The organism is Pseudomonas cyclaminis (genome assembly GCF_015163715.1).
Lineage (GTDB): Bacteria > Pseudomonadota > Gammaproteobacteria > Pseudomonadales > Pseudomonadaceae > Aquipseudomonas > Aquipseudomonas cyclaminis.
On sequence record NZ_JADDUM010000211.1, the window covers coordinates 1 to 20,023 of the forward strand.

The 20,023-nt window shown below is 61.4% G+C and carries 12 protein-coding genes and 5 pseudogenes; 12 read left to right on the forward strand and 5 right to left on the reverse strand.

Going from position 1 to position 20,023, the window contains the following annotated elements; all coding sequences use genetic code 11:
* Positions 1–104: 104 nt before the first annotated feature.
* The gene (locus tag IQK56_RS23985) at positions 105–1,388 is read right to left on the reverse strand and encodes a Zn-dependent hydrolase (protein ID WP_122306529.1); all 1,284 of its coding nucleotides are present in this window, start codon (positions 1,386–1,388) and stop codon (positions 105–107) included.
* A gap of 165 nt (positions 1,389–1,553) precedes the next feature.
* Complete coding sequence (locus IQK56_RS23990) at positions 1,554–3,041, reverse strand: NCS1 family nucleobase:cation symporter-1 (protein ID WP_193863930.1); 1,488 nt, start codon at positions 3,039–3,041, stop codon at positions 1,554–1,556.
* A gap of 590 nt (positions 3,042–3,631) precedes the next feature.
* Here IQK56_RS23990 and hydA point away from each other — a divergent pair.
* From hydA to preA, 3 genes are all read left to right on the forward strand, one after another.
* Positions 3,632–5,071, forward strand: a complete 1,440-nt coding sequence (gene hydA / locus IQK56_RS23995) for a dihydropyrimidinase (RefSeq protein WP_193863929.1) — start codon at positions 3,632–3,634, stop codon at positions 5,069–5,071.
* 99 nt (positions 5,072–5,170) lie between these two features.
* Positions 5,171–6,538, forward strand: a complete 1,368-nt coding sequence (locus tag IQK56_RS24000; RefSeq protein ID WP_193863928.1) for an FAD-dependent oxidoreductase — start codon at positions 5,171–5,173, stop codon at positions 6,536–6,538.
* A complete protein-coding gene (gene preA / locus IQK56_RS24005; protein ID WP_193901848.1) occupies positions 6,538–7,812 on the forward strand; it encodes an NAD-dependent dihydropyrimidine dehydrogenase subunit PreA in 1,275 nt (424 codons plus the stop codon). The genes IQK56_RS24000 and preA overlap by 1 nt, the downstream gene beginning before the upstream one ends.
* A gap of 100 nt (positions 7,813–7,912) precedes the next feature.
* Here the strand turns inward: preA and IQK56_RS24010 are convergent, their stop codons facing one another.
* Positions 7,913–8,533 (reverse strand): TetR/AcrR family transcriptional regulator, encoded by a 621-nt coding sequence (locus IQK56_RS24010; protein WP_122307361.1) that lies wholly within the window; start codon positions 8,531–8,533, stop codon positions 7,913–7,915.
* A 116-nt stretch (positions 8,534–8,649) separates the two neighbouring features.
* On the opposite strand from IQK56_RS24010, the pseudogene copC reads away from it, so the two are divergent.
* From copC to IQK56_RS24055, 9 genes and pseudogenes are all read left to right on the forward strand, one after another.
* Positions 8,650–9,014 (forward strand): annotated as a pseudogene (gene copC / locus IQK56_RS24015) (copper homeostasis periplasmic binding protein CopC).
* 3 nt (positions 9,015–9,017) lie between these two features.
* A complete protein-coding gene (copD, locus tag IQK56_RS24020) occupies positions 9,018–9,875 on the forward strand; it encodes a copper homeostasis membrane protein CopD (protein ID WP_193863927.1) in 858 nt (285 codons plus the stop codon).
* A gap of 157 nt (positions 9,876–10,032) precedes the next feature.
* Positions 10,033–11,294 (forward strand): annotated as a pseudogene (locus tag IQK56_RS24025) (OprD family porin).
* Positions 11,295–11,531: 237 nt separating this feature from the next.
* Positions 11,532–12,349: pseudogene (locus tag IQK56_RS24030) on the forward strand (NAD-dependent epimerase/dehydratase family protein).
* 30 nt (positions 12,350–12,379) lie between these two features.
* Positions 12,380–13,254, forward strand: a pseudogene (locus tag IQK56_RS24035) (SMP-30/gluconolactonase/LRE family protein).
* 50 nt (positions 13,255–13,304) lie between these two features.
* Positions 13,305–14,267 (forward strand): TRAP transporter substrate-binding protein, encoded by a 963-nt coding sequence (locus IQK56_RS24040; RefSeq protein WP_150760620.1) that lies wholly within the window; start codon positions 13,305–13,307, stop codon positions 14,265–14,267.
* Between the two features lie 63 nt (positions 14,268–14,330).
* Positions 14,331–14,858 carry a TRAP transporter small permease gene (locus IQK56_RS24045; RefSeq protein ID WP_122307354.1) on the forward strand — a complete coding sequence of 176 codons (528 nt, stop codon included), beginning with the start codon at positions 14,331–14,333 and terminating at the stop codon, positions 14,856–14,858.
* Position 14,859: 1 nt separating this feature from the next.
* Positions 14,860–16,140 carry a TRAP transporter large permease gene (locus tag IQK56_RS24050; protein WP_122307353.1) on the forward strand — a complete coding sequence of 427 codons (1,281 nt, stop codon included), beginning with the start codon at positions 14,860–14,862 and terminating at the stop codon, positions 16,138–16,140.
* Positions 16,140–16,991: an aldose 1-epimerase gene (locus IQK56_RS24055; RefSeq protein ID WP_193863924.1), complete on the forward strand. Its 852-nt coding sequence runs from the start codon at positions 16,140–16,142 to the stop codon at positions 16,989–16,991. The genes IQK56_RS24050 and IQK56_RS24055 overlap by 1 nt, the downstream gene beginning before the upstream one ends.
* A gap of 10 nt (positions 16,992–17,001) precedes the next feature.
* Here the strand turns inward: IQK56_RS24055 and IQK56_RS24060 are convergent, their stop codons facing one another.
* On the reverse strand, positions 17,002–18,147 hold the full coding sequence (locus IQK56_RS24060) for an HlyD family secretion protein (protein ID WP_193863923.1): 1,146 nt from the start codon (positions 18,145–18,147) through the stop codon (positions 17,002–17,004).
* Positions 18,144–19,786, reverse strand: a pseudogene (locus tag IQK56_RS24065) (MFS transporter). The gene IQK56_RS24060 and the pseudogene IQK56_RS24065 overlap by 4 nt, the downstream one beginning before the upstream one ends.
* Between the last annotated feature and the right edge of the window lie 237 nt (positions 19,787–20,023).

Consider the following 20,023-nt stretch of genomic DNA (forward strand, 5'->3'; position numbering starts at 1 on the left):
AGGTGGAGGGGGCTTGCCCCCCGATGGCGGTGTATCAGCTGGATATGAGCTGACTGACACACTGCCATCGGAGGCAAGCCCTCTCCCACACTTTTTCCCGCATTTCAGGCCGCGAGCTTGCCGCTGGCGATTGCAGCAGAAGCGGCCACCATCGCACGCAACAACACCGCACACCCCGCCGCCAAATCATCCGGTGCGGCATTTTCGATTTCGTTATGGCTGATACCGCCCTCGCACGGCACAAAAATCATCCCCGCCGGGCCCAGTTCTGCGACGAAAATCGCGTCATGCCCTGCCCCGCTGACGATGTCCATGTTCGACAAACCCAGCCCGTTCGCCGCATCGCGCACGGCGTCAACGCAGCCTTTGTCGAAATACAGCGGTGGGAAATCTGCAGTGGGCTCCATTTCAAAGCTCAGGCCATGCTTGGCGCAGGTGTCATCAATCACCTTGCGCACCTGGGCAATCATCGAATCCAACCGCGCCGGTTCCAGGTGACGGAAGTCCAGGGTCATGCGCACTTCGCCAGGAATCACGTTGCGCGATCCCGGGTACGCTTGCAGGCAGCCCACGGTCCCGCAGGCATGGGGCTGATGCCCCAGCGCCGCCGCATTTACCGCCGCCACCACCGCTGCTGCACCCACCAGGGCATCCTTGCGCAGGTGCATAGGTGTCGGCCCGGCATGCGCCTCAACCCCGCGCAGTTTCAGGTCAAACCATTTTTGCCCGAGGGCGCCAAGGACCACGCCGATGGTTTTCTTCTCATCCTCCAGAATCGGCCCTTGTTCGATATGCGCCTCGAAATACGCACCCACCTTGTGCCCACTTTCAGGCCGGGTGCCCGCGTAGCCAATCGCATTCAGCGCATCACCCACGCTGACGCCATCCGCATCGACCTTGGCCAGGGTATCGGCGAGGGTGAATTTCTCGGCAAATACGCCGGAGCCCATCATGCACGGCGGAAAGCGCGAGCCTTCCTCGTTGGTCCACACCACCACTTCCAGCGGTGCTTCGGTTTCCACGTTCAAGTCATTGAGGGTGCGCAGCACTTCCACGCCGGCCAACACGCCAAAGCATCCGTCGAACTTGCCGCCCGTGGGCTGGGTGTCGATATGGCTGCCGGTCATCACCGGCGGCAGGTCGGGATTACGGCCAGGGCGACGCGCGAAGATATTGCCGATGCCGTCGACGGTCACCGTGCAACCGGCGTCTTCGCACCATTGCACAAACAGATCGCGGGCCTTGCGGTCGAGGTCGGTAAGGGCCAGGCGACACACGCCGCCCTTGGGGGTGGCGCCGAGTTTGGCCAGGTCCATCAGCGACTGCCACAAGCGGTCGCGGTTGATGTGCGAGTGGGTCGATTGCAGAACGTCGAGGGCAGCGTTCATGGGGATCTCCTCAGGCTGGTTTTTTATAAGTGGAACAGGTGGAACACGGTCCAATGTGGGAGGGGGCTTGCCCCCGATAGCAGTCATTCAGCCAATGCCTGGGCGACTGCCCCGCCGCAATCGGGGGCAAGCCCCCTCCCACATTTGGATTGCATTCCACTTCCGTTACAGCGGTGACTTAGCAGTGACCGGGCTGATACCACGCTTGGCATTCAAGCCGTAATACAACACCCCGCCCAGCGCCGAACCGGTAAACCAGCCATAGCTGTAGAACCAGCTGAACGCGTCACTGCCCAACGACAGCAAGGTCAGCACCACCGGCACGCCAAAGGCGACAAAGCCGCTCCAGTTCCATGCCGGGTACACGTCGTCGCGGTACAGCCCCGCCAGGTCAAGCTGCTGTTTGCGGGTGATGAAGTAGTCCACCACCATGATCCCGGCGATGGGGCCAAGCAGGCTGGAATAGCCCAGCAACCAGTTGGAATACACCGTCTCCAGGCTCACATCGGAAACGATCAACCCGAGTTTTTTCAGCAATTCATGCCCCATCAACAGCAGCCCCACCAACCCCGTGAGGATCACCGCCGTGGTGCGGTTGATCAGCTTGGGCGCGATGTTCTGGAAGTCATTGGTCGGCGAGACAATGTTTGCCGCCGTGTTGGTGGACAAGGTCGCGATGATGATCAGCGCCATGGCAATAGCGACCCAGACCGGGCTCTGGATATGCCCGATCAGGGTCACTGGGTCGGACACGCTGACGCCCACCAGTTTCACCGACGCGGCGGTCATGATCACGCCGAGGGCGGCGAACAGGAACATGGTCAGCGGCAGGCCGAAAATCTGCCCGAGGATCTGGTCTTTCTGGCTTTTGGCGTAGCGGCTGAAATCGGGAATGTTCAGCGACAAGGTGGCCCAGAAGCCGACCATCGCGGTAAGGCCTGCCATGAAATAACCGGTGAGGCTCGCGCCTTCCGGGCGCTTGGGCGGGATCGCCATCAATTCGCTGATCGATACATTCGGCATGGCCCAGACCAGCAGACCAATCCCCACCGCCACCAGCAGCGGTGCGGACAAGGTCTCCAGACGCTTGATGGACTCGGCGCCCTGCAACACCACCCACAAGTTCAGGCACCAGAAAATCATGAAACCAATCACTTCACCGGTGCCGCCGAGGGACTTCCACCCCTCGAAAATCGAGCCCAGGAACAGGTGAATCGCCAGCCCGCCAAACATGGTCTGGATGCCAAACCAACCACAGGCCACCAGCGCTCGAATCAAACACGGCACGTTGGAGCCGAGGATGCCAAAGGACGAGCGCAACAACACCGGGAACGGAATGCCGTACTTGGTACCGGGGAAGGCGTTAAGGGTCAGCGGGATCAGCACCACGATATTGGCCAGCAGAATCGCGACCAGCGCCTCGCCCACCGATAATCCAAAGTACGCAGTCAGTACGCCGCCCAACGTATAGGTGGGCACGCAGATCGACATGCCGACCCACAGCGCGGTGATGTGCCACTTGTTCCAGGTGCGTTCGTGCACCTTGGTGGGTGCCATGTCGTGGTTGTAGCGAGGGCTGTCGAGGACGTCGGGGCCGGCGTCGAGTTCGTACAGGCCGTTGCGTTCAATGACTTGCGATCTGTTCTGTTGCATGGCCGCTCCACGGTTTTTTCGAATTATTGTTGCTCACCTGCGGGGTTGATGCAGGTGGCCGGAGTACCTCGTAAACAACATGACATCACGGGCCCGGCCAGCCGTTCCTGCACTCAATAACCGTGCCGAAAACCGCCGCCATACCCTTACCGCTTATATAACTCGCTGATGTTAATCAGCTTTCCGATTAAACCTACGGTACTTGCCACGCGACTCAGGCTGGATAACGTGGAAGTTGCCCGAACTGTCAGGACTCAATCTGGTGCGACACAATTATTTTTATTTACCAACCCCGTCAAGAGGCATATCTCAACCGCCTGATTTGCAATAAGAAATGTTGCTCATATTGGGAACCTGTCAAGTGCGTCAAAATGGTGAGAGGCCGCCACATTTTGGTGATTTTTATTTTTTATACTTATAAATCAAATAGTTAATACAAATATAAGCTTATAAAAAATCTCCTTGCTCAATCGAAAAACTCGGGCTAGTTTCTATTCCTGTCACCGATGACAGGAATTAACCGACCATCGGCAGCCGCATTACAACACTTAGAACTGGCACAAGCCGGTCAAGCCTGTGAGGAACTCGACATGTCGCTGTTGATCCGTGGCGCCACCGTTATTACCCATGATGAAAGTTACCGCGCCGATGTGTTGTGCGCGGGAGGTCTGATTCGCGCCATTGGCACGGACCTGGAGATTCCCGCCGGCACTGAGATACTTGATGGCAGCGGCCAATACTTGATGCCCGGCGGCATCGACCCCCATACCCACATGCAATTGCCCTTCATGGGCACCGTGGCCAGTGAAGACTTCTTCAGTGGCACGGCAGCGGGTCTGGCCGGCGGCACTACGTCCATCATTGATTTTGTGATTCCCAACCCGCAGCAGTCCTTGATGGAAGCGTTTCACCAGTGGCGCGGCTGGGCCGAAAAATCGGCGTCCGACTACGGTTTTCACGTGGCGATCACCTGGTGGAGCGAACAGGTGCGCGAGGAAATGGCCGAGCTGGTCAGCCATCACGGCATCAACAGCTTCAAACACTTCATGGCGTACAAGAACGCGATCATGGCGGCCGACGATACCCTGGTCGCCAGCTTCGAACGCTGCCTTGAGCTAGGCGCAGTGCCCACCGTGCATGCGGAAAACGGCGAGTTGGTGTACCACCTGCAACGCAAGCTGATGGCCCAGGGCATCACCGGGCCGGAAGCGCACCCACTGTCGCGTCCGTCCCAGGTGGAAGGCGAAGCGGCCAGCCGTGCGATCCGCATCGCGCAGACCATTGGCACGCCACTGTATCTGGTGCACGTTTCCACCAAGGAAGCGCTGGATGAAATCACCTATGCCCGTGGCAAGGGCCAGGCGGTGTACGGCGAAGTGCTCGCCGGCCACCTGTTGCTGGACGACAGTGTCTACCAGCACCCCGACTGGCAAACCGCCGCCGGCTATGTGATGAGCCCGCCGTTCCGCCCACGCGGGCATCAGGAAGCCCTGTGGCATGGCCTGCAATCCGGCAACCTGCACACCACCGCCACCGACCACTGCTGCTTCTGCGCCGAGCAAAAAGTCGCTGGCCGGGACGATTTCAGCAAGATTCCCAACGGCACCGCCGGTATCGAAGACCGCATGGCGCTGCTGTGGCACGAAGGCGTCAATACCGGGCGCCTGTCGATGCAGGAATTCGTGGCGCTGACCTCCACCAACACCGCGAAGATCTTCAACCTGTACCCGCGCAAAGGCGCCGTCCGTGTGGGTGCCGATGCCGACCTGGTGCTGTGGGATCCCGAAGGGACCCGAACCATTTCCGCCAAGACCCACCACCAGAACGTCGACTTCAACATCTTCGAAGGCAAGACCGTGCGCGGCGTGCCGAGCCACACCATCAGCCAGGGCAAGCTGGTCTGGGCCGATGGCGACCTGCGCGCCGAGCGCGGTGCCGGGCGGTATGTGGAACGGCCGGCGTATCCGTCGGTGTTCGAGCAGTTGAGCAAACGGGCTGAGCACTCCAGGCCGGTTGCTGTTAACCGCTGAGACCGCTATCGACGACTCGACTTGCCCCCGATGAGGCCATTACAGGCAACAAAAAATGCCCACTTAGAGGCAATCCCAAAAAACCGTGAGGCCACCACCGTGATCCAGACCCTGACCCACCTCCCCCATCCCCATGAGGATGGCGCAACCCTCGCCAGCCACTTCACCGACCTGGCGCCGCCCCTCAACGCCCGCCAGGCCCAACTGGAATCCTCGCGCTGCCTGTACTGCTACGACGCGCCTTGCGTGAACGCGTGCCCCAGCGACATCGATATTCCGTCGTTTATCCGCAACATCCACACCGAAAACGTCCAAGGCGCCGCGCAGAAAATCCTCTCGGCCAACATCCTCGGCGGCAGCTGTGCGCGGGTCTGCCCGACGGAAATCCTGTGCCAGCAAGCCTGCGTGCGCAACAACAGCGAAGAATGCGCCCCCGTGCTGATCGGCCTGCTGCAACGCTACGCCATCGACAATGCGCACTTCAGCGAACACCCCTTCCAGCGCGCCGCCGCTACCGGCAAGCGCATCGCCGTGGTGGGTGCCGGGCCGGCCGGTCTGGCCTGTGCCCATCGCGCCGCGTTGCATGGCCATGACGTGGTGATTTTCGAAGCCCGCGAAAAAGCCGGCGGCCTGAATGAATACGGGATCGCCAAATACAAACTGGTGGATGACTTTGCCCAGAAGGAACTGGATTTCCTCCTGCAGATCGGCGGCATCGAGATCCGCCACGGCCAGCGCCTGGGCGATAACCTCACGTTGAGCGAACTGCACCAGCAATTTGATTCGGTATTCCTTGGCCTGGGCCTCGCCGCCAGCAAACAGCTGGGGCTGCCCCACGAAGACGCCCCCGGCCTGCTCGCCGCCACCGACTACATCCGCGAACTGCGCCAGGCCGATGACCTGACCCAACTGCCCCTGGCCGACCGCTGCATCGTGCTCGGCGCCGGCAACACCGCCATCGACATGGCCGTGCAAATGGCCCGCCTCGGCGCCCGCGATGTCAACCTCGTCTACCGTCGCGGCCTGGCGGACATGGGCGCCACTCACCATGAACAGGACATCGCCAAGGCCAATCAAGTGCGCCTGTTGACCTGGGCCCAGCCTGAAAAAGTGCTGCTCGATGACCAGGGCCATGTACGCGGTATGCGCTTCCAGCGCACACACATGGAAAACGGCCGCCTGCACCCCACCGGCGAGACCTTCGAACTGGCCGCCGATGCGATCTTCAAGGCCATCGGGCAAGGGTTTGACGGCGCAGCGTTACACGATCCACTGGCCCAGCAACTGCATCGCGTGGGCGAGCGAATCTTTGTCGACGAACAGCTGCGCACCAGTATTCCCGGCGTGTATGCCGGCGGCGACTGCGTCAGCCTCGGCCAGGACCTCACCGTACAAGCGGTGCAACACGGCAAGCTGGCCGCCGAAGCCATGCACGCCCAACTCATGCTGACTGTGGAGGCTGCGTAATGGCCGATCTCTCGATTGTCTTCGCCGGTATCAAGGCCCCCAACCCGTTCTGGCTGGCCTCCGCGCCGCCCACCGACAAGGCCTACAACGTGGTCCGCGCCTTCGAGGCAGGCTGGGGCGGCGTGGTGTGGAAAACCCTGGGTGAAGACCCGGCGGCGGTCAACGTGTCGTCACGCTACTCGGCGCACTACGGCGCCAACCGTGAAGTGCTGGGCATCAACAACATCGAGTTGATCACCGACCGTTCCCTGGAGATCAACCTGCGGGAAATCACCCAGGTGAAAAAGGACTGGCCCGACCGTGCGCTGATCGTGTCGCTGATGGTGCCCTGTGTTGAAGAATCCTGGAAAAACATCCTGCCGCTGGTGGAAGCCACGGGCTGTGACGGTATCGAACTGAACTTCGGTTGCCCCCACGGCATGCCCGAGCGCGGCATGGGCGCGGCGGTAGGCCAGGTGCCGGAGTACGTGGAACAGGTGACGCGCTGGTGCAAGACGTACTGCTCGCTGCCGGTGATCGTCAAGCTCACGCCAAATATCACCGACATCCGGGTGGCGGCGCGGGCGGCGTATCGCGGTGGTGCGGACGCGGTGTCGCTGATCAACACCATCAACTCCATCACCAGCGTCGACCTGGAGCGCATGGTCGCCCTGCCCATCGTCGGTACGCAAAGTACCCACGGCGGCTACTGCGGCTCGGCGGTCAAGCCGATTGCCCTGAACATGGTCGCGGAAATCGCCCGCGACCCACAGACACAAGGCCTGCCGATCTGCGGCATTGGCGGCATCGGCAACTGGCGCGACGCAGCAGAATTTGTCGCCCTCGGTTGCGGCGCGGTGCAAGTGTGCACCGCGGCGATGCTGCACGGGTTTCGTATCGTTGAAGAGATGAAGGACGGGCTGTCGCGTTGGATGGACAGTCAGGGCTACACCAGCCTGCAGGACTTTTCCGGGCGGGCGGTGGGCAATACCACGGATTGGAAATACCTGGATATCAACTACCAGGTGATCGCCAAGATCGACCAAGAGGCATGTATCGGTTGCGGGCGTTGCCATATTGCCTGTGAGGATACGTCGCACCAGGCCATCGCCAGCTTGAAGCAGACGGATGGTACGCATGCATACGAGGTGATTGATGATGAGTGCGTGGGCTGCAACCTGTGCCAGATCACCTGCCCGGTGGCGGATTGTATCGAGATGGTGCCCATCGACACGGGCAAGCCGTTTTTGAATTGGACGCAGGATCCGAGGAATCCCTATAGGGAGGCTGTGTAGTCCCTTAAGCCGCTATCGGGGGCCCCTCCCACATTTTGGAATGCATTCACTTGTGGGAGGGGGCTTGCCCCCGATAGGGCCATCAGCCTCACCACAAGACTCAAGGCTCCAACCCAATCCCGCGCAAAATCACACTGGTCACGGTCTGGATCGCTTTCTCAAACTGCATGTCCGACAACGGCTGGTGATCATTCAGAATCTTCACCTGATGGTCAAAGTCGGCATAGTGCTGGGTCGAGGCCCAGATCATGTACAGCAGGCTCGACGGCTCCACCGGCAGGATGCGTTTGTCTTCCACCCATTGACGAATTTTCGCTTCCTTCATCTTGGCCCAGTCGTACAGGCTTTCGTCCAGCGCCTCACCGAGTGTCGGCGCGCCGTGGATGATTTCATTGGCCCAGACCTTGGAGCCATACGGCCGTGTGCGGGAGCGCTGCATCTTGGCGCGGATGTAGCTGCTGAGCACCACCCGTGGGTCATCGAAGGTTTCGAAGCTCAGGGCGTCCTGTTTCCACAGGTCCAGCAGGTCGAACAGCACGGCGCTGTACAGCTCGCTTTTGGTGGTGAAGTAGTAATGCAGGTTGGAGCGCGGCAGTTGCGCTTCTTCGGCAATGTCGGCCATGGCGGTGCTGCCGTAGCCTTTCTCGGCGAAGATTTTCTCCGCCGCCAGCAGGATTTTTTCGACGTTGGCCCGACGAATTCCGATCTTGTGATTGCCCATAAGGGCTCCCTGACAAAGACATACGCCAAAGACTACCACCCGCTCTAGATCGGGGCGACAGGCGCAGCTGAAACTTCGTACACTGCCCGCTCCTACCCATTGATTGGTATTGAACAATGTTGATCAAGAAAACCCTCACCGCCGTCGCCCTGCTCGCGTCCCTGCTGGGCGCCTCGGCGGCGTTTGCCCATGCTCACCTCAAGGCGTCCGATCCGGCCGCAGACAGCAGCGTGAGCGCACCGGCCGCCCTGCGCCTGACCTTCAGCGAAGGCATTGAAGCCACCTTTACCAAGGTGTCCCTGAGCAAGGACGGCACCGAAATCGCGATCAAGGGCCTGGACACCGAAGGCACCGACAAGAAAGTCCTGGTGGTCACCCCGGCCGCGCCACTCGCGGCGGCAACTACAAAGTGGTGTGGAATGCCGTGTCGGTCGACACCCACAAGAGCAACGGCGAATACAGCTTCAAGGTTGGCCAATAATCCATGGCGACGCTGCTGGTGCTGTGCCGCTTTGTGCATTTCATCGTCGTGTTGCTGATGTTCGGGGCCTGCGCGTTCAGGCCCTGGCTCCTGGGCGCTGAACCGCAGCCGGTGCTGGACCGGCAATTGCTGCGCATGACCCGTGGGCTGGCATGGACGGCCCTTGCGTCGGGGGCGATCTGGTTACTGTTGATTACCGTCAGCATGGCGGGTTCATGGTCGGCGGCGCTGGAACCGTCGACCGTGCAGTTGGTGCTGGGCAAGACCTTTTTTGGCCAGGTGTGGACCTGGCATCTGATCGTGAACGGGTTACTGGTCATCAGCCTGATGACCCGGTGGAGGGCCCCTCGCCTGCCGCTGATCATGCTGTTGCTGATGACCCTGGCCCCGGTCGGCCATGGCGCCATGCTCGATGGGCTGAGCGGGCAGTTGTTGATCCTCAACCAGGTGGTCCATCTGATGTGTGTGGGCGCGTGGTTGGGCGGGTTGTTGCTGCTGGTCTTGATCCTCAGGCAGTCACAGCGTTTTGAGTTGGCGCCCGTCCTGCATCGTTTCAGTGGCGTGGGTTACGGCCTGGTCGCGGGCTTGCTGGTGACCGGCCTGATCAATGTGCGCGTACTGACCGGGCAGTTGTGGCCCACGCCGTTGTTCAGTGGTTTTGCCCTGATTCTGTTGATCAAGGTGATGCTGGTGCTGGGGATGTTGGCGCTGGCGTTGCTGAACCGGTTACGCCTTGATAGCTGCGCACAACGGCTGGGCAGCTTGAGGGCCAGCGTGATGGTGGAATGGCTGCTGGGTGTTTGCGCAGTGGCCGCCGTTTCACTCCTGGGCACCTTGCCGCCGATGCTGCTGGCTGGCTAAAACAACATTGACCCTGCCCGCTTCAGATCGGCACCCAGCCTGTCATCGTATAACTTCTGCTTGACACCCCCGTTAAAACCCCGCAAATATTCGCCCCAATGTTGTACGACGACGTATAACAAATAATAAAAACAACAAACAGAAAGGGAGCATCACTGTGAGTCAATTCGCCCGCAATTCGTCTGCGCGTCTCGGTCTTATCGGTCTCGGCAGCCTGGCCTTCACCCTCCCGCTCACCGTCCAGGCCGAAGGGTTTGTCGACGACGCCAAGGCCACGCTCAACCTGCGCAACGCCTACTTCAACCGCAACTTCACCAACCCTGCCAATGCTCAGGGCAAGGCCGAAGAGTGGACGCAGAGTTTCATTCTCGATGCCAAGTCAGGCTTCACCCGAGGCACCGTGGGTTTCGGTCTTGATGTGTTGGGCCTGTATTCCCAGAAGCTCGACGGCGGTAAAGGCACCGGTGGCACGCAGTTGTTGCCGATCCATGATGACGGTCGCCCTGCGGATAATTTCGGGCGCCTGGGTGTGGCGTTGAAAACCCGGCTGTCGAAGACCGAACTGAAGGTCGGTGAGTGGATGCCGGTGCTGCCGATCCTGCGTTCCGACGATGGTCGCTCCCTGCCCCAGACCTTTCGTGGCGGCCAGGTGACGTCCAACGAGATCGCCGGCCTGACTCTTTACGGCGGCCAGTTCCGTGGCAACAGTCCGCGTAACGACGCGAGCATGGAAGACATGTTCATGAACGGCAAAGCGGCGTCACCTCCGACCGCTTCAACTTCGGCGGCGGCGAATACACCTTCAATGACAAGCGCACCCAGGTCGGCCTGTGGTACGCCGAATTGAGCGATATCTACCAGCAGCGCTACGTCAACCTGACCCACAGCCAACCGGTCGGCGACTGGACCCTGGGCGCCAACCTCGGCTTTTTCAGCGGCAAGGAAGACGGCAGCGCCCTGGCCGGCGACCTCGACAACAAGACCACCTTCGCCCTGCTCTCGGCCAAATACGGCGGCAACACATTCTATGTAGGCCTGCAAAAACTCACCGGCGACAGCGTGTGGATGCGCGTCAACGGCACCAGCGGCGGCACCTTGGCCAACGACAGTTACAACGCCAGTTATGACAACGCCAAGGAAAAGTCCTGGCAGGTGCGGCATGACTTCAACTTCGTGGTGCTCGGCGTGCCGGGGCTGACCCTGATGAACCGCTATATCAGCGGCAGCAACGTGCACACCGGCGCGATCACCGACGGCAAGGAATGGGGGCGCGAGTCGGAACTGGCCTACACCGTGCAGAGCGGCGCGCTGAAGAACCTCAACGTGAAGTGGCGCAACTCGACCATGCGTCGGGATTTCAGCACCAACGAGTTTGATGAGAACCGGATCTTTATCAGCTATCCAATCTCGCTGTTGTAGAACTCAGCCTCCCGGCCCCAGAAAATCCGCTGGGGAGGGGCGGTGCGACGATTCGACTTGCTCCCGATGGCGGTGGGTCACTAACAGATGCATTCACTGGCATGCCCTCATCGAGGGCAAGCCCTCTCCCACATTGTGCGCCGCACTCTGTCCGCAAGAACGTTGACAACCTGGGGCATCCCTAACAATACTTCGGCATAGTCATACGACAACCTACAACAAAAATCTGGAATCCCCATGACCACGACCACCCCCGTTCCCTTCAACCGCCTGCTCCTCACCGGCGCCGCCGGCGCCTCGGCAAAGTCCTGCGCGAGCGCCTGCGCCCCTACGCCCACGTCCTGCGCCTGTCCGATATCGCCGCCATGGCCCCGGCTGCCGATGCTTCGGAAGAAGTCCAGCCTTGCGACCTCGCCGACAAACAAGCCGTGCATCACTTGGTGGAAGGCGTCGACGCCATCCTGCACTTCGGCGGTGTCTCGGTAGAGCGTCCGTTTGAAGAAATCCTCGGCGCCAACATCAGCGGTACCTTTCATATCTACGAAGCCGCCCGTCGCCATGGCGTCAAACGCGTGATCTTCGCCAGTTCCAACCATGTGATCGGCTTCTACAACCAGACCGAGACCATCGACGCCCAGTCGCCACGCCGCCCGGACAGCTACTACGGCCTGTCCAAGTCCTACGGCGAAGACATGGCCAGTTTCTACTTCGACCGCTATGGCATCGAGACCGTGAGCATCCGCATCGGCTCGTCGTTCCCAGAGCCGCAGAACCGCCGGATGATGCACACCTGGCTTAGCTTCGACGACCTCACCCAACTGCTCGAACGCGCGCTGTACACGCCGAACGTCGGCCACACCGTGGTCTACGGCGTGTCGGATAACCAGGGCACCTGGTGGGACAACCGCCACGCCGCGCACCTGGGGTTTGCGCCCAAGGACACTTCCGAAGTGTTCCGCGCCCAGGTCGAAGCCCAGCCGCCCGTGGCTGCCGATGACCCGGCCAAGGTCTATCAGGGCGGCGCGTTCTGCGCGGCCGGGCCGTTCGGTGACTGAGTTCACATCAACCCAAGGGAATGAGTTGCCATGACTGCTGAATTGATCGTCGACGCCCGCAATGCCGTGGGCGAATGCCCGGTGTGGGTGCCTGAGGAAAACGCGCTGTACTGGGTGGACATTCCCAACGGCGGCCTGCAACGCTGGAGCGCCAGCAGCGGCCATGTCGCGGCGTGGAAAGCCCCGCAGATGCTCGCCTGCATCGCCCGCACCACGGCGGGCAATTGGGTCGCGGGCATGGAAACCGGCTTTTTCCAACTTACCGCACACAATGACGGCAGCCTCGACACCACGCCGCTGGCCAGTGTCGAACACCCGCGCCCGGACATGCGCCTCAACGATGGCCGCTGTGACCGCCAGGGCCGCTTCTGGGCCGGCAGCATGGTGCTCAACATGGGCGCGAATGCGGCCGAAGGCATCCTCTACCGCTATGCATCGGGCTCTGCCCCCCATGCCCAACTGAACGGATTTATCACCCTCAATGGCCTGGCCTTCAGCCCCGATGGCCGCACGATGTACGCCTCTGATTCGCACCCGCTGGTGCAGCAGATCTGGGCCTTCGACTACGACATCGAGACCGGCACGCCGTCCAATCGCCGGGTGTTCGTCGACATGCACAACTTCCTCGGTCGACCCGATGGCGCCGCCGTCGACGCCGAAGGCTGCTACTGGATCTGCGCCAACGACGCCGGTCTGATCCACCGTTTCACCCCGGACGGTCGCCTGGATCGCTCCCTGAGCGTGCCGGTGAAAAAACCCACCATGTGCGCCTTCGGCGGCAGTCGCCTGGACACCTTGTTCGTCACCTCGATCCGTGATGACCAGAGCGAACAGTCGGTGGCCGGCGGTGTGTTCGCGCTCAACCCCGGCGTCGCCGTTTGCCGGAGCCCACCTTCATCCTCTAGCCGTATCGCTGTGCCTTGAATACAACAATAACAAGACAGGAGTGACCCCCATGGACTTCAAACGCACCTTGCTCGCCGCCGCAGTGTTCACCCTCAGCAGTGCCGCCCACGCGCTGGAAATCAAATTCGCCGACATCCACCCCGCCGGCTACCCGACCGTGGTCGCCGAAGAAAACATGGGCAAGGCCCTGACCAAGGAAAGCAACGGCGAACTCACGTTCAAGTACTTCCCCGGCGGCGTGCTGGGCTCCGAGAAAGAAGTGGTCGAACAGGCCCAGGTCGGCGCCGTGCAGATGACCCGCGTCAGCCTCGGCATCGTCGGGCCGGTGGTGCCGGACGTGAACGTGTTCAACCTGCCGTTCGTGTTCCGTGACCAGGCGCATATGCGCAAGGTCATCGACGGCGAGATCGGCGATGAGATCCTCGCCAAGATCACCGACTCCGAGTTCGGCCTGGTGGCCCTGGCCTGGATGGACGGCGGCACGCGCAACCTCTACACCAAGAAACCGGTGCGCAAGATCGAAGACCTCAAGGGCATGAAAATCCGCGTGCAGGGCAACCCGTTGTTCATCGACGCCTTCAACGCCATGGGCGCCAACGGCATCGCCATGGACACCGGCGAGATCTTCAGCGCCTTGCAGACCGGCGTGATCGACGGCGCGGAAAACAACCCGCCGACCCTGCTGGAACACAACCACTTCCAGAACGCCAAGTACTACACCCTCACCGAACACCTGATCCTGCCCGAGCCCATCGTGATGTCGAAAATCACCTGGAACAAACTCACTCCCTCCCAGCAGGACATGGTGAAAAAAGCTGCCAAGGCCGCCCAGGCCGATGAGCGCGTGCTGTGGGACGCCAAGTCCGCCAGCAGTGAGGAAAAACTCAAGAAGGCCGGTGTCGAGTTCATCACCGTCGACAAAAAGCCCTTCTATGACGCCACCGCAGCAGTGCGTGCCAAGTACGGCGCGCCGTACGCCGACATCATCAAGCGTATCGACGCCGTTCAGTAACGCCCTCCTCCCTGATAAGGCCTGGCGCGGTCGGCATCGACGCGCCCGGTTACGGTGAACGCCATGAAGAATCTGCTGCTGCGCATCAACGACCGTATCTACATGACCTGCATTTGGGTCGCCGGCCTCTCGGTCCTCGGGGTCGCACTGATCATCCCTTGGGGCATCTTCGCCCGCTACATCCTTGGCACCGGCTCAAGCTGGCCGGAGCCCACCGCCATCCTGTTGATGCTGGTGTTCACCTTTATCGGCGCGGCCGCCAGTTACCGTGCCGGTGCGCATATGTCGGTGGCGATGGTCACTGACCGCCTGCCGCCCGCCCAACGCCGAATCGTCGGCATTTTTTCGCAACTGCTGATGGCGACCATCTGCCTGTTCATGACCATTTGGGGCACCAAGCTGTGCCTGTCCACCTGGAACCAGTTCATGAGCGCCATCCCTACCCTGCGCGTGGGCATCACCTATATGCCGATCCCCATCGGTGGCGTGCTGACCCTGGTTTTTGTGCTGGAAAAACTCCTGCTCGGTGACCAGAGCAACCGGCGCGTGGTGCGCTTCGACCTGGTGGAAGAAAGCGAAGGGGCTGCCTGATATGGACGCATTGATTCTGCTGGGCAGCTTTATCGCCTTGATCCTGATCGGCATGCCGGTGGCCTACGCCCTGGGCTTGTCGGCGCTGATCGGCGCGTGGTGGATCGACATCCCGTTCCAGGCCCTGATGATTCAGGTGGCCGGCGGCGTGAACAAGTTTTCGCTGATGGCGATTCCGTTCTTTGTGCTGGCGGGGGCGATCATGGCCGAGGGCGGCATGTCGCGGCGGCTGGTGGCGTTTGCCGGGGTGCTGGTGGGCTTTGTGCGCGGCGGGCTGTCCCTGGTCAACATCATGGCCTCAACATTTTTTGGCGCGATTTCTGGCTCGTCGGTGGCGGACACCGCCTCGGTGGGCTCGGTGCTGATTCCGGAAATGGAACGCCGTGGCTACCCACGGGAATTTGCCACGGCGGTGACCGTCAGCGGCTCGGTGCAGGCCTTGCTCACGCCGCCCAGCCACAACTCGGTGCTCTACTCCCTGGCGGCGGGCGGCACCGTGTCCATCGCCTCGCTGTTCATGGCCGGCGTGGTGCCGGGGCTGCTGATGAGCGCGTGCCTGATGGTGCTGTGCCTGATCTTCGCGAAGAAACGCAACTACCCTAAAGGCGAAGTCATCCCGTTGAAGCAGGCGCTGAAGATCGCGGGCGAAGCACTCTGGGGCCTGATGGCCATGGTGATCATCCTCGGTGGCATCCTGTCGGGCATCTTCACGGCCACCGAGTCTGCGGCGATTGCGGTGCTGTGGGCATTCTTCGTGACCATGTTCATCTACCGCGACTACAAGTGGCGCGAGCTGCCCAAGCTGATGCACCGCACGGTGCGCACGATTTCCATCGTGATGATCCTGATCGCCTTCGCCGCCAGCTTCGGCTACATCATGACCCTGATGCAGATCCCCGCGAAGATCACCACGCTGTTCCTGACCCTGTCGGACAACCGCTACGTGATCCTGATGTGCATCAACGCCATGCTGCTGTTGCTCGGCACGGTGATGGACATGGCGCCGCTGATCCTGATCCTCACGCCGATCCTGTTGCCGGTGGTGTTGGGGATCGGCGTCGACCCGGTGCACTTCGGCATGATCATGCTGGTGAATCTGGGCATCGGCCTGATCACCCCGCCGGTGGGCGCGGTGCTGTTTGTCGGCGCGGCGGTGGGCAAGACCACGATCGAGAAAACCGTGAAGGCGCTGCTGCCGTTTTATGCGGTGCTGTTCCTGGTGCTGGTGGCCGTCACTTACGTCCCGGCGTTGTCGCTGTGGTTGCCGAGCGTGGTGCTGTAATGCTGATTGAACTGGAAGACAACCTGACCCACCTCGGTATCAACCCAGCCGTGGGCGGCAGCCTGGTCAACTGGACCGTGCGCGCCAGCGGGCAACCGCTGTTGCGGCCTAACGACCCGCACAGCGGGCTGCCTGGAAAGCTGGGTTGTTATCCGTTGGTGCCTTGGTCCAACCGCATTGCCCAAGGGGGGTTCGACAACCCCGAGGGCTGGCTGGCGCTGACCCCCAACAGCCCCAACGATCCCTTTCCGATTCACGGCTCGGCCTGGCAGCAGCCGTGGCAAGTAGTCAGTCAAACGGCGGATGAAGTGGTGTTGGAGGTGCAGTGCGAAACGCCGTTCGCCTATCGCGCCGAGCAGCGGATTCGCTTGAGCGACGGCGAACTGAGCATCGCATTGCGCGTGACTCATCTGGCCGAAAAAGCCGCGTGGCACGGACTGGGTCTGCATCCCTACTTCCCGCGCCGGCCAGACACACAGTTGCAGGCCTCGGCAGCGCAGGTGTGGTTGAGTGATGGCACGAAGTTGCCGACAGGCTTGGCGACAGTGCCGCACGAGTGGGATTTCCAGGTATTGAACGCGCTGCCCGAAGGTCTTGTGGACAACGGCTTTTGCCAGTGGGACGGGCGTTGCCGGATCGAACAACCGGAGCTGGGCTATGCGCTGGAATGCCAGGCCAGCGGCGCCGATTACTTCCTGCTGTACTGCCCGCCGGGGTTGGGGTTCTTTTGTATTGAGCCGGTGAGTCATCCGGTGAATGCGCATCACCTGCCGGGGCGACCGGGCCTGAAACTGCTGGAACACGGTCAGTCAACCCAACTCAATTTCACCCTGAAATACCTCCCACATTGACCGAGTTCATTCAGGGTGGGCTGTTTTTGAGCCGCCCTGCGGTATCAATACTCACCACCACAGACAACCCAGGCCGCAGCCGCTCACTCTCGGCCTGATCCGGATCGACGGTAATCCTCACCGGCACGCGCTGGGCAATCTTCACAAAATTGCCCGTCGCGTTGTCCGCCTGCAACAGGCTGAATTCCGACCCCGTCGCCGGGGAAATATGCTGCACCGTGCCGTGAAACCTGCGGTGGTTCAGGGCATCCACGGTGAAGGTCACCGGTTGGCCGACCTGCACGTTGTCCATTTGGGTTTCTTTCATATTGGCGATCACCCACAGCTGTTTCGGCACCAGGGCCATCAGCTGCGCGCCGGAGTTGACGTAGGCCCCCAGACGCACGCCAATCTGGCCCAACTGGCCGTCGCGGGGCGCGGTAATGCGCGTGTTGGACAGGTCGATCCGTGCCAGCTCGACCGCCGCATCGGCACTCGCCACCGCCGCCTCCAAAGAACCGCGATTGACGATCACCGTCTGCAGATCCTGGCGGGCGATTTCCAGGCTGGCCTGGGCTTGGGCGACAGCGGCAACCGTCTGCGCATTGGCCGCACGGGTCACATCCAGCTCGCGCCGGGACACCGAACCGTCGCGGATCAGCTCCTCGTTGCGCCGCAAATCCGCAGTGCTTTTACGCGCCTGGGCCTGGCTGTCCACCAGCGCGGCTTGACGCAGCTTGATGGTCGCTTCGGCACTGTTGCGCTGCTGCACCACATTGGCCAGCGCGGCTTTCTGCACCGCCAGTTGCGCCAGGGCCTGGTCAAGGCGCTGTTTGTAGATACGATCATCCAAGCGCACCAAGAGGTCGCCAGCCTTGACGTACTGGAAGTCCTGCACAGGCACTTCGAACACATAGCCGCTGAGTTGCGGGCCGATGATCGTCACCTGGCCGCGTACCAGGGCGTTTTCAGTGGTTTCCACCGCGCTGCTGAACGGCGGCAATTGCCAGGCGTAGAGCACGATAAACACGCCGACGATGGCAATCGCGGCAAACCCCAGGGACGACAGGATGCGCACCCGCAGTGGCCGCAGCTCGGTGGGTACGGCGCCGGGCGGCGTGTTGCCTTCCGGGGTGGAGGCGATGGCGGTGGTGGTGGTCGTTGATGGTTCGGTCATGAAGAAACGCCGCTGGGTTGAACGGGAGGGGCTGCTTGAGTGGTACTCATCAGCCACAGACTGCGGATAAAGATCCAGAGCATGGTCAGGATCGCGATGATCGCGATCAGCATGAAGACATCGTTGTAGGCCATGACATTCGCCTCACGCGTCGCCGCCGTGGCCAGGCTGCGAATGCCCATGAGGTTGCGCAGTTCCGGGTCGGCGACAATGCTGCCATAGGCCGCACCACCGCTCTGCACCCGCGAGGCCACACGCGGGTCAAGCAAGGTCAGGTGTTCGACAATCATGCTGGAGTGAAACTTCTCGCGCACGATCTGGAACGTGCCCAACAACGCCGCGCCAATAAGGCCGCCGAGGTTCTGGCAAATACCGAACATCACCGAAAAACTCACCAGGTTGCGTGGGTTGGTCAGTACGTTCCTGGTGCCCAGCACCATGGTCGGTCCGAGGAAAAACGTGCCGCCAAAGCCCAGCAGGAACTGGCTGATATACAGGTTCTCCGGCCGGTCAGGTTGCTGGAGAAACTGTCCATCACCGAGCCCACGGCCATCAGCGCCAGGGAAATCACCAGCGGCATCAGCAGGTGCGCCGGGTTGATGGTCAGCGCACTGACTACCAGCCCACTGATCGCGCCGGCCAGCATCACCACGTACAGGGTGTGCATCTGCTGGTAGCTCATGTTGAGCATCTGCATGAAGCCCACCGCGCCGGTGGATTGCTCGGACAGCACCATGCGAATCAGGATCACCGCCAAGGCCAGCCGGATCATCGTGCCGCTGCCCAGCCAGCGGGTCATCAGCATCGGGTTGGCGCGGTTATGCTCGATGGCCAGCCCGGCCATGATCAGCACCAGGGAACAGGCCGAAGCGATACCGATCCACGGCGCTTCCAGCCACCAGTCGATACGCCCCAGGGACAGCACCGCGCAGAGCAAGGCCACGCCGGTGGCGAGGATGCCAAAGGTGAGGAAGTCGAGTTTTTCGAAGGTTTTGAAACGGTCGCCGGGGGGTAACTTGAGCAGGAATACACAGCCCAGGCAGATCAGCGCCATGCCCAATTCAAACAGGTACAAGCCGCGCCATTCGGCGATTTGCAGCAAGTCTTCGGAGAACAACCGCGCCAGCGGCAACGCCAACTGCGCCGTACCCAGGCCCAGCACCAGGGCTTTGAGCCGCCACTTGGCCGGGAACGCCTGGATCATGTAGTACAAACCCAACGAACTCAGCGCCGCGCCCACCATCCCGTGGGCGGCGCGTACCGCGATGGCCGAGCTGAGGTCATTGACGAACAAATGGCCGAAGGTCACCAGCGCGTACAGCACCAGGAACACTTCGGTGAACACCCGCAGGCCGAACTGCTGGCGGAACTTCACCAGCAGCAGGTTCATGCACACGTTGGTCATCACGTAGGCGGCGGGCAGCCAGGCCATTTCCGCCGTGGTCGCCCCCAGGGCGCCTTGCAGGTATTGCAGGTTGGCGATGACCAGAGCATTCCCCAGGCCACCGGTGATCGCGACCAGCACACCGACCAGCGCATACAGCCAGCGCTTGTGCGTAGGGTGCCACGGGGTCGACGGCGAACCGGGCAGGCTCGGGCGCTCGTGGGGTTCCCAGGTGTGGGGGGTGTATTTGTCCATTCAATGACCTAGATGGGCCGACGGGGTCGGTCGGAGAAACCAGTACTCAGAGTAGTAAACCTGAGTGGGGTTCATCTTGCCATCTTGGGGGGTGGTTGGGGGCTTCGGTGGTGGTGGTCGGTCGGTGTACATATCCATTACTGGGGTAACGGCTACTTGCGGTTCCGCCCTTACGGCGGCTCACTTTTGGAAGAGCCCAAAAGTAAGCAAAAGGCTCTCGCCCCAACACTCGGTGCC

What these genes read in the sequence shown, in the direction of transcription:
- hydA (WP_193863929.1), top strand. Translation starts at nt 3,632, where the DNA reads ATGTCGCTGTTGATCCGTGGCGCCACCGTTATTACCCATGATGAAAGT.
- preA (WP_193901848.1), top strand. Translation starts at nt 6,538, where the DNA reads ATGGCCGATCTCTCGATTGTCTTCGCCGGTATCAAGGCCCCCAACCCG.
- copD (WP_193863927.1), top strand. Translation starts at nt 9,018, where the DNA reads ATGGCGACGCTGCTGGTGCTGTGCCGCTTTGTGCATTTCATCGTCGTG.
- IQK56_RS24040 (WP_150760620.1), top strand. Translation starts at nt 13,305, where the DNA reads ATGGACTTCAAACGCACCTTGCTCGCCGCCGCAGTGTTCACCCTCAGC.
- IQK56_RS24055 (WP_193863924.1), top strand. Translation starts at nt 16,140, where the DNA reads ATGCTGATTGAACTGGAAGACAACCTGACCCACCTCGGTATCAACCCA.
- IQK56_RS23990 (WP_193863930.1), bottom strand. Translation starts at nt 3,041, where the DNA reads ATGCAACAGAACAGATCGCAAGTCATTGAACGCAACGGCCTGTACGAA.
- IQK56_RS24045 (WP_122307354.1), top strand. Translation starts at nt 14,331, where the DNA reads ATGAAGAATCTGCTGCTGCGCATCAACGACCGTATCTACATGACCTGC.
- IQK56_RS24010 (WP_122307361.1), bottom strand. Translation starts at nt 8,533, where the DNA reads ATGGGCAATCACAAGATCGGAATTCGTCGGGCCAACGTCGAAAAAATC.
- IQK56_RS23985 (WP_122306529.1), bottom strand. Translation starts at nt 1,388, where the DNA reads ATGAACGCTGCCCTCGACGTTCTGCAATCGACCCACTCGCACATCAAC.
- IQK56_RS24050 (WP_122307353.1), top strand. Translation starts at nt 14,860, where the DNA reads ATGGACGCATTGATTCTGCTGGGCAGCTTTATCGCCTTGATCCTGATC.
- IQK56_RS24060 (WP_193863923.1), bottom strand. Translation starts at nt 18,147, where the DNA reads ATGACCGAACCATCAACGACCACCACCACCGCCATCGCCTCCACCCCG.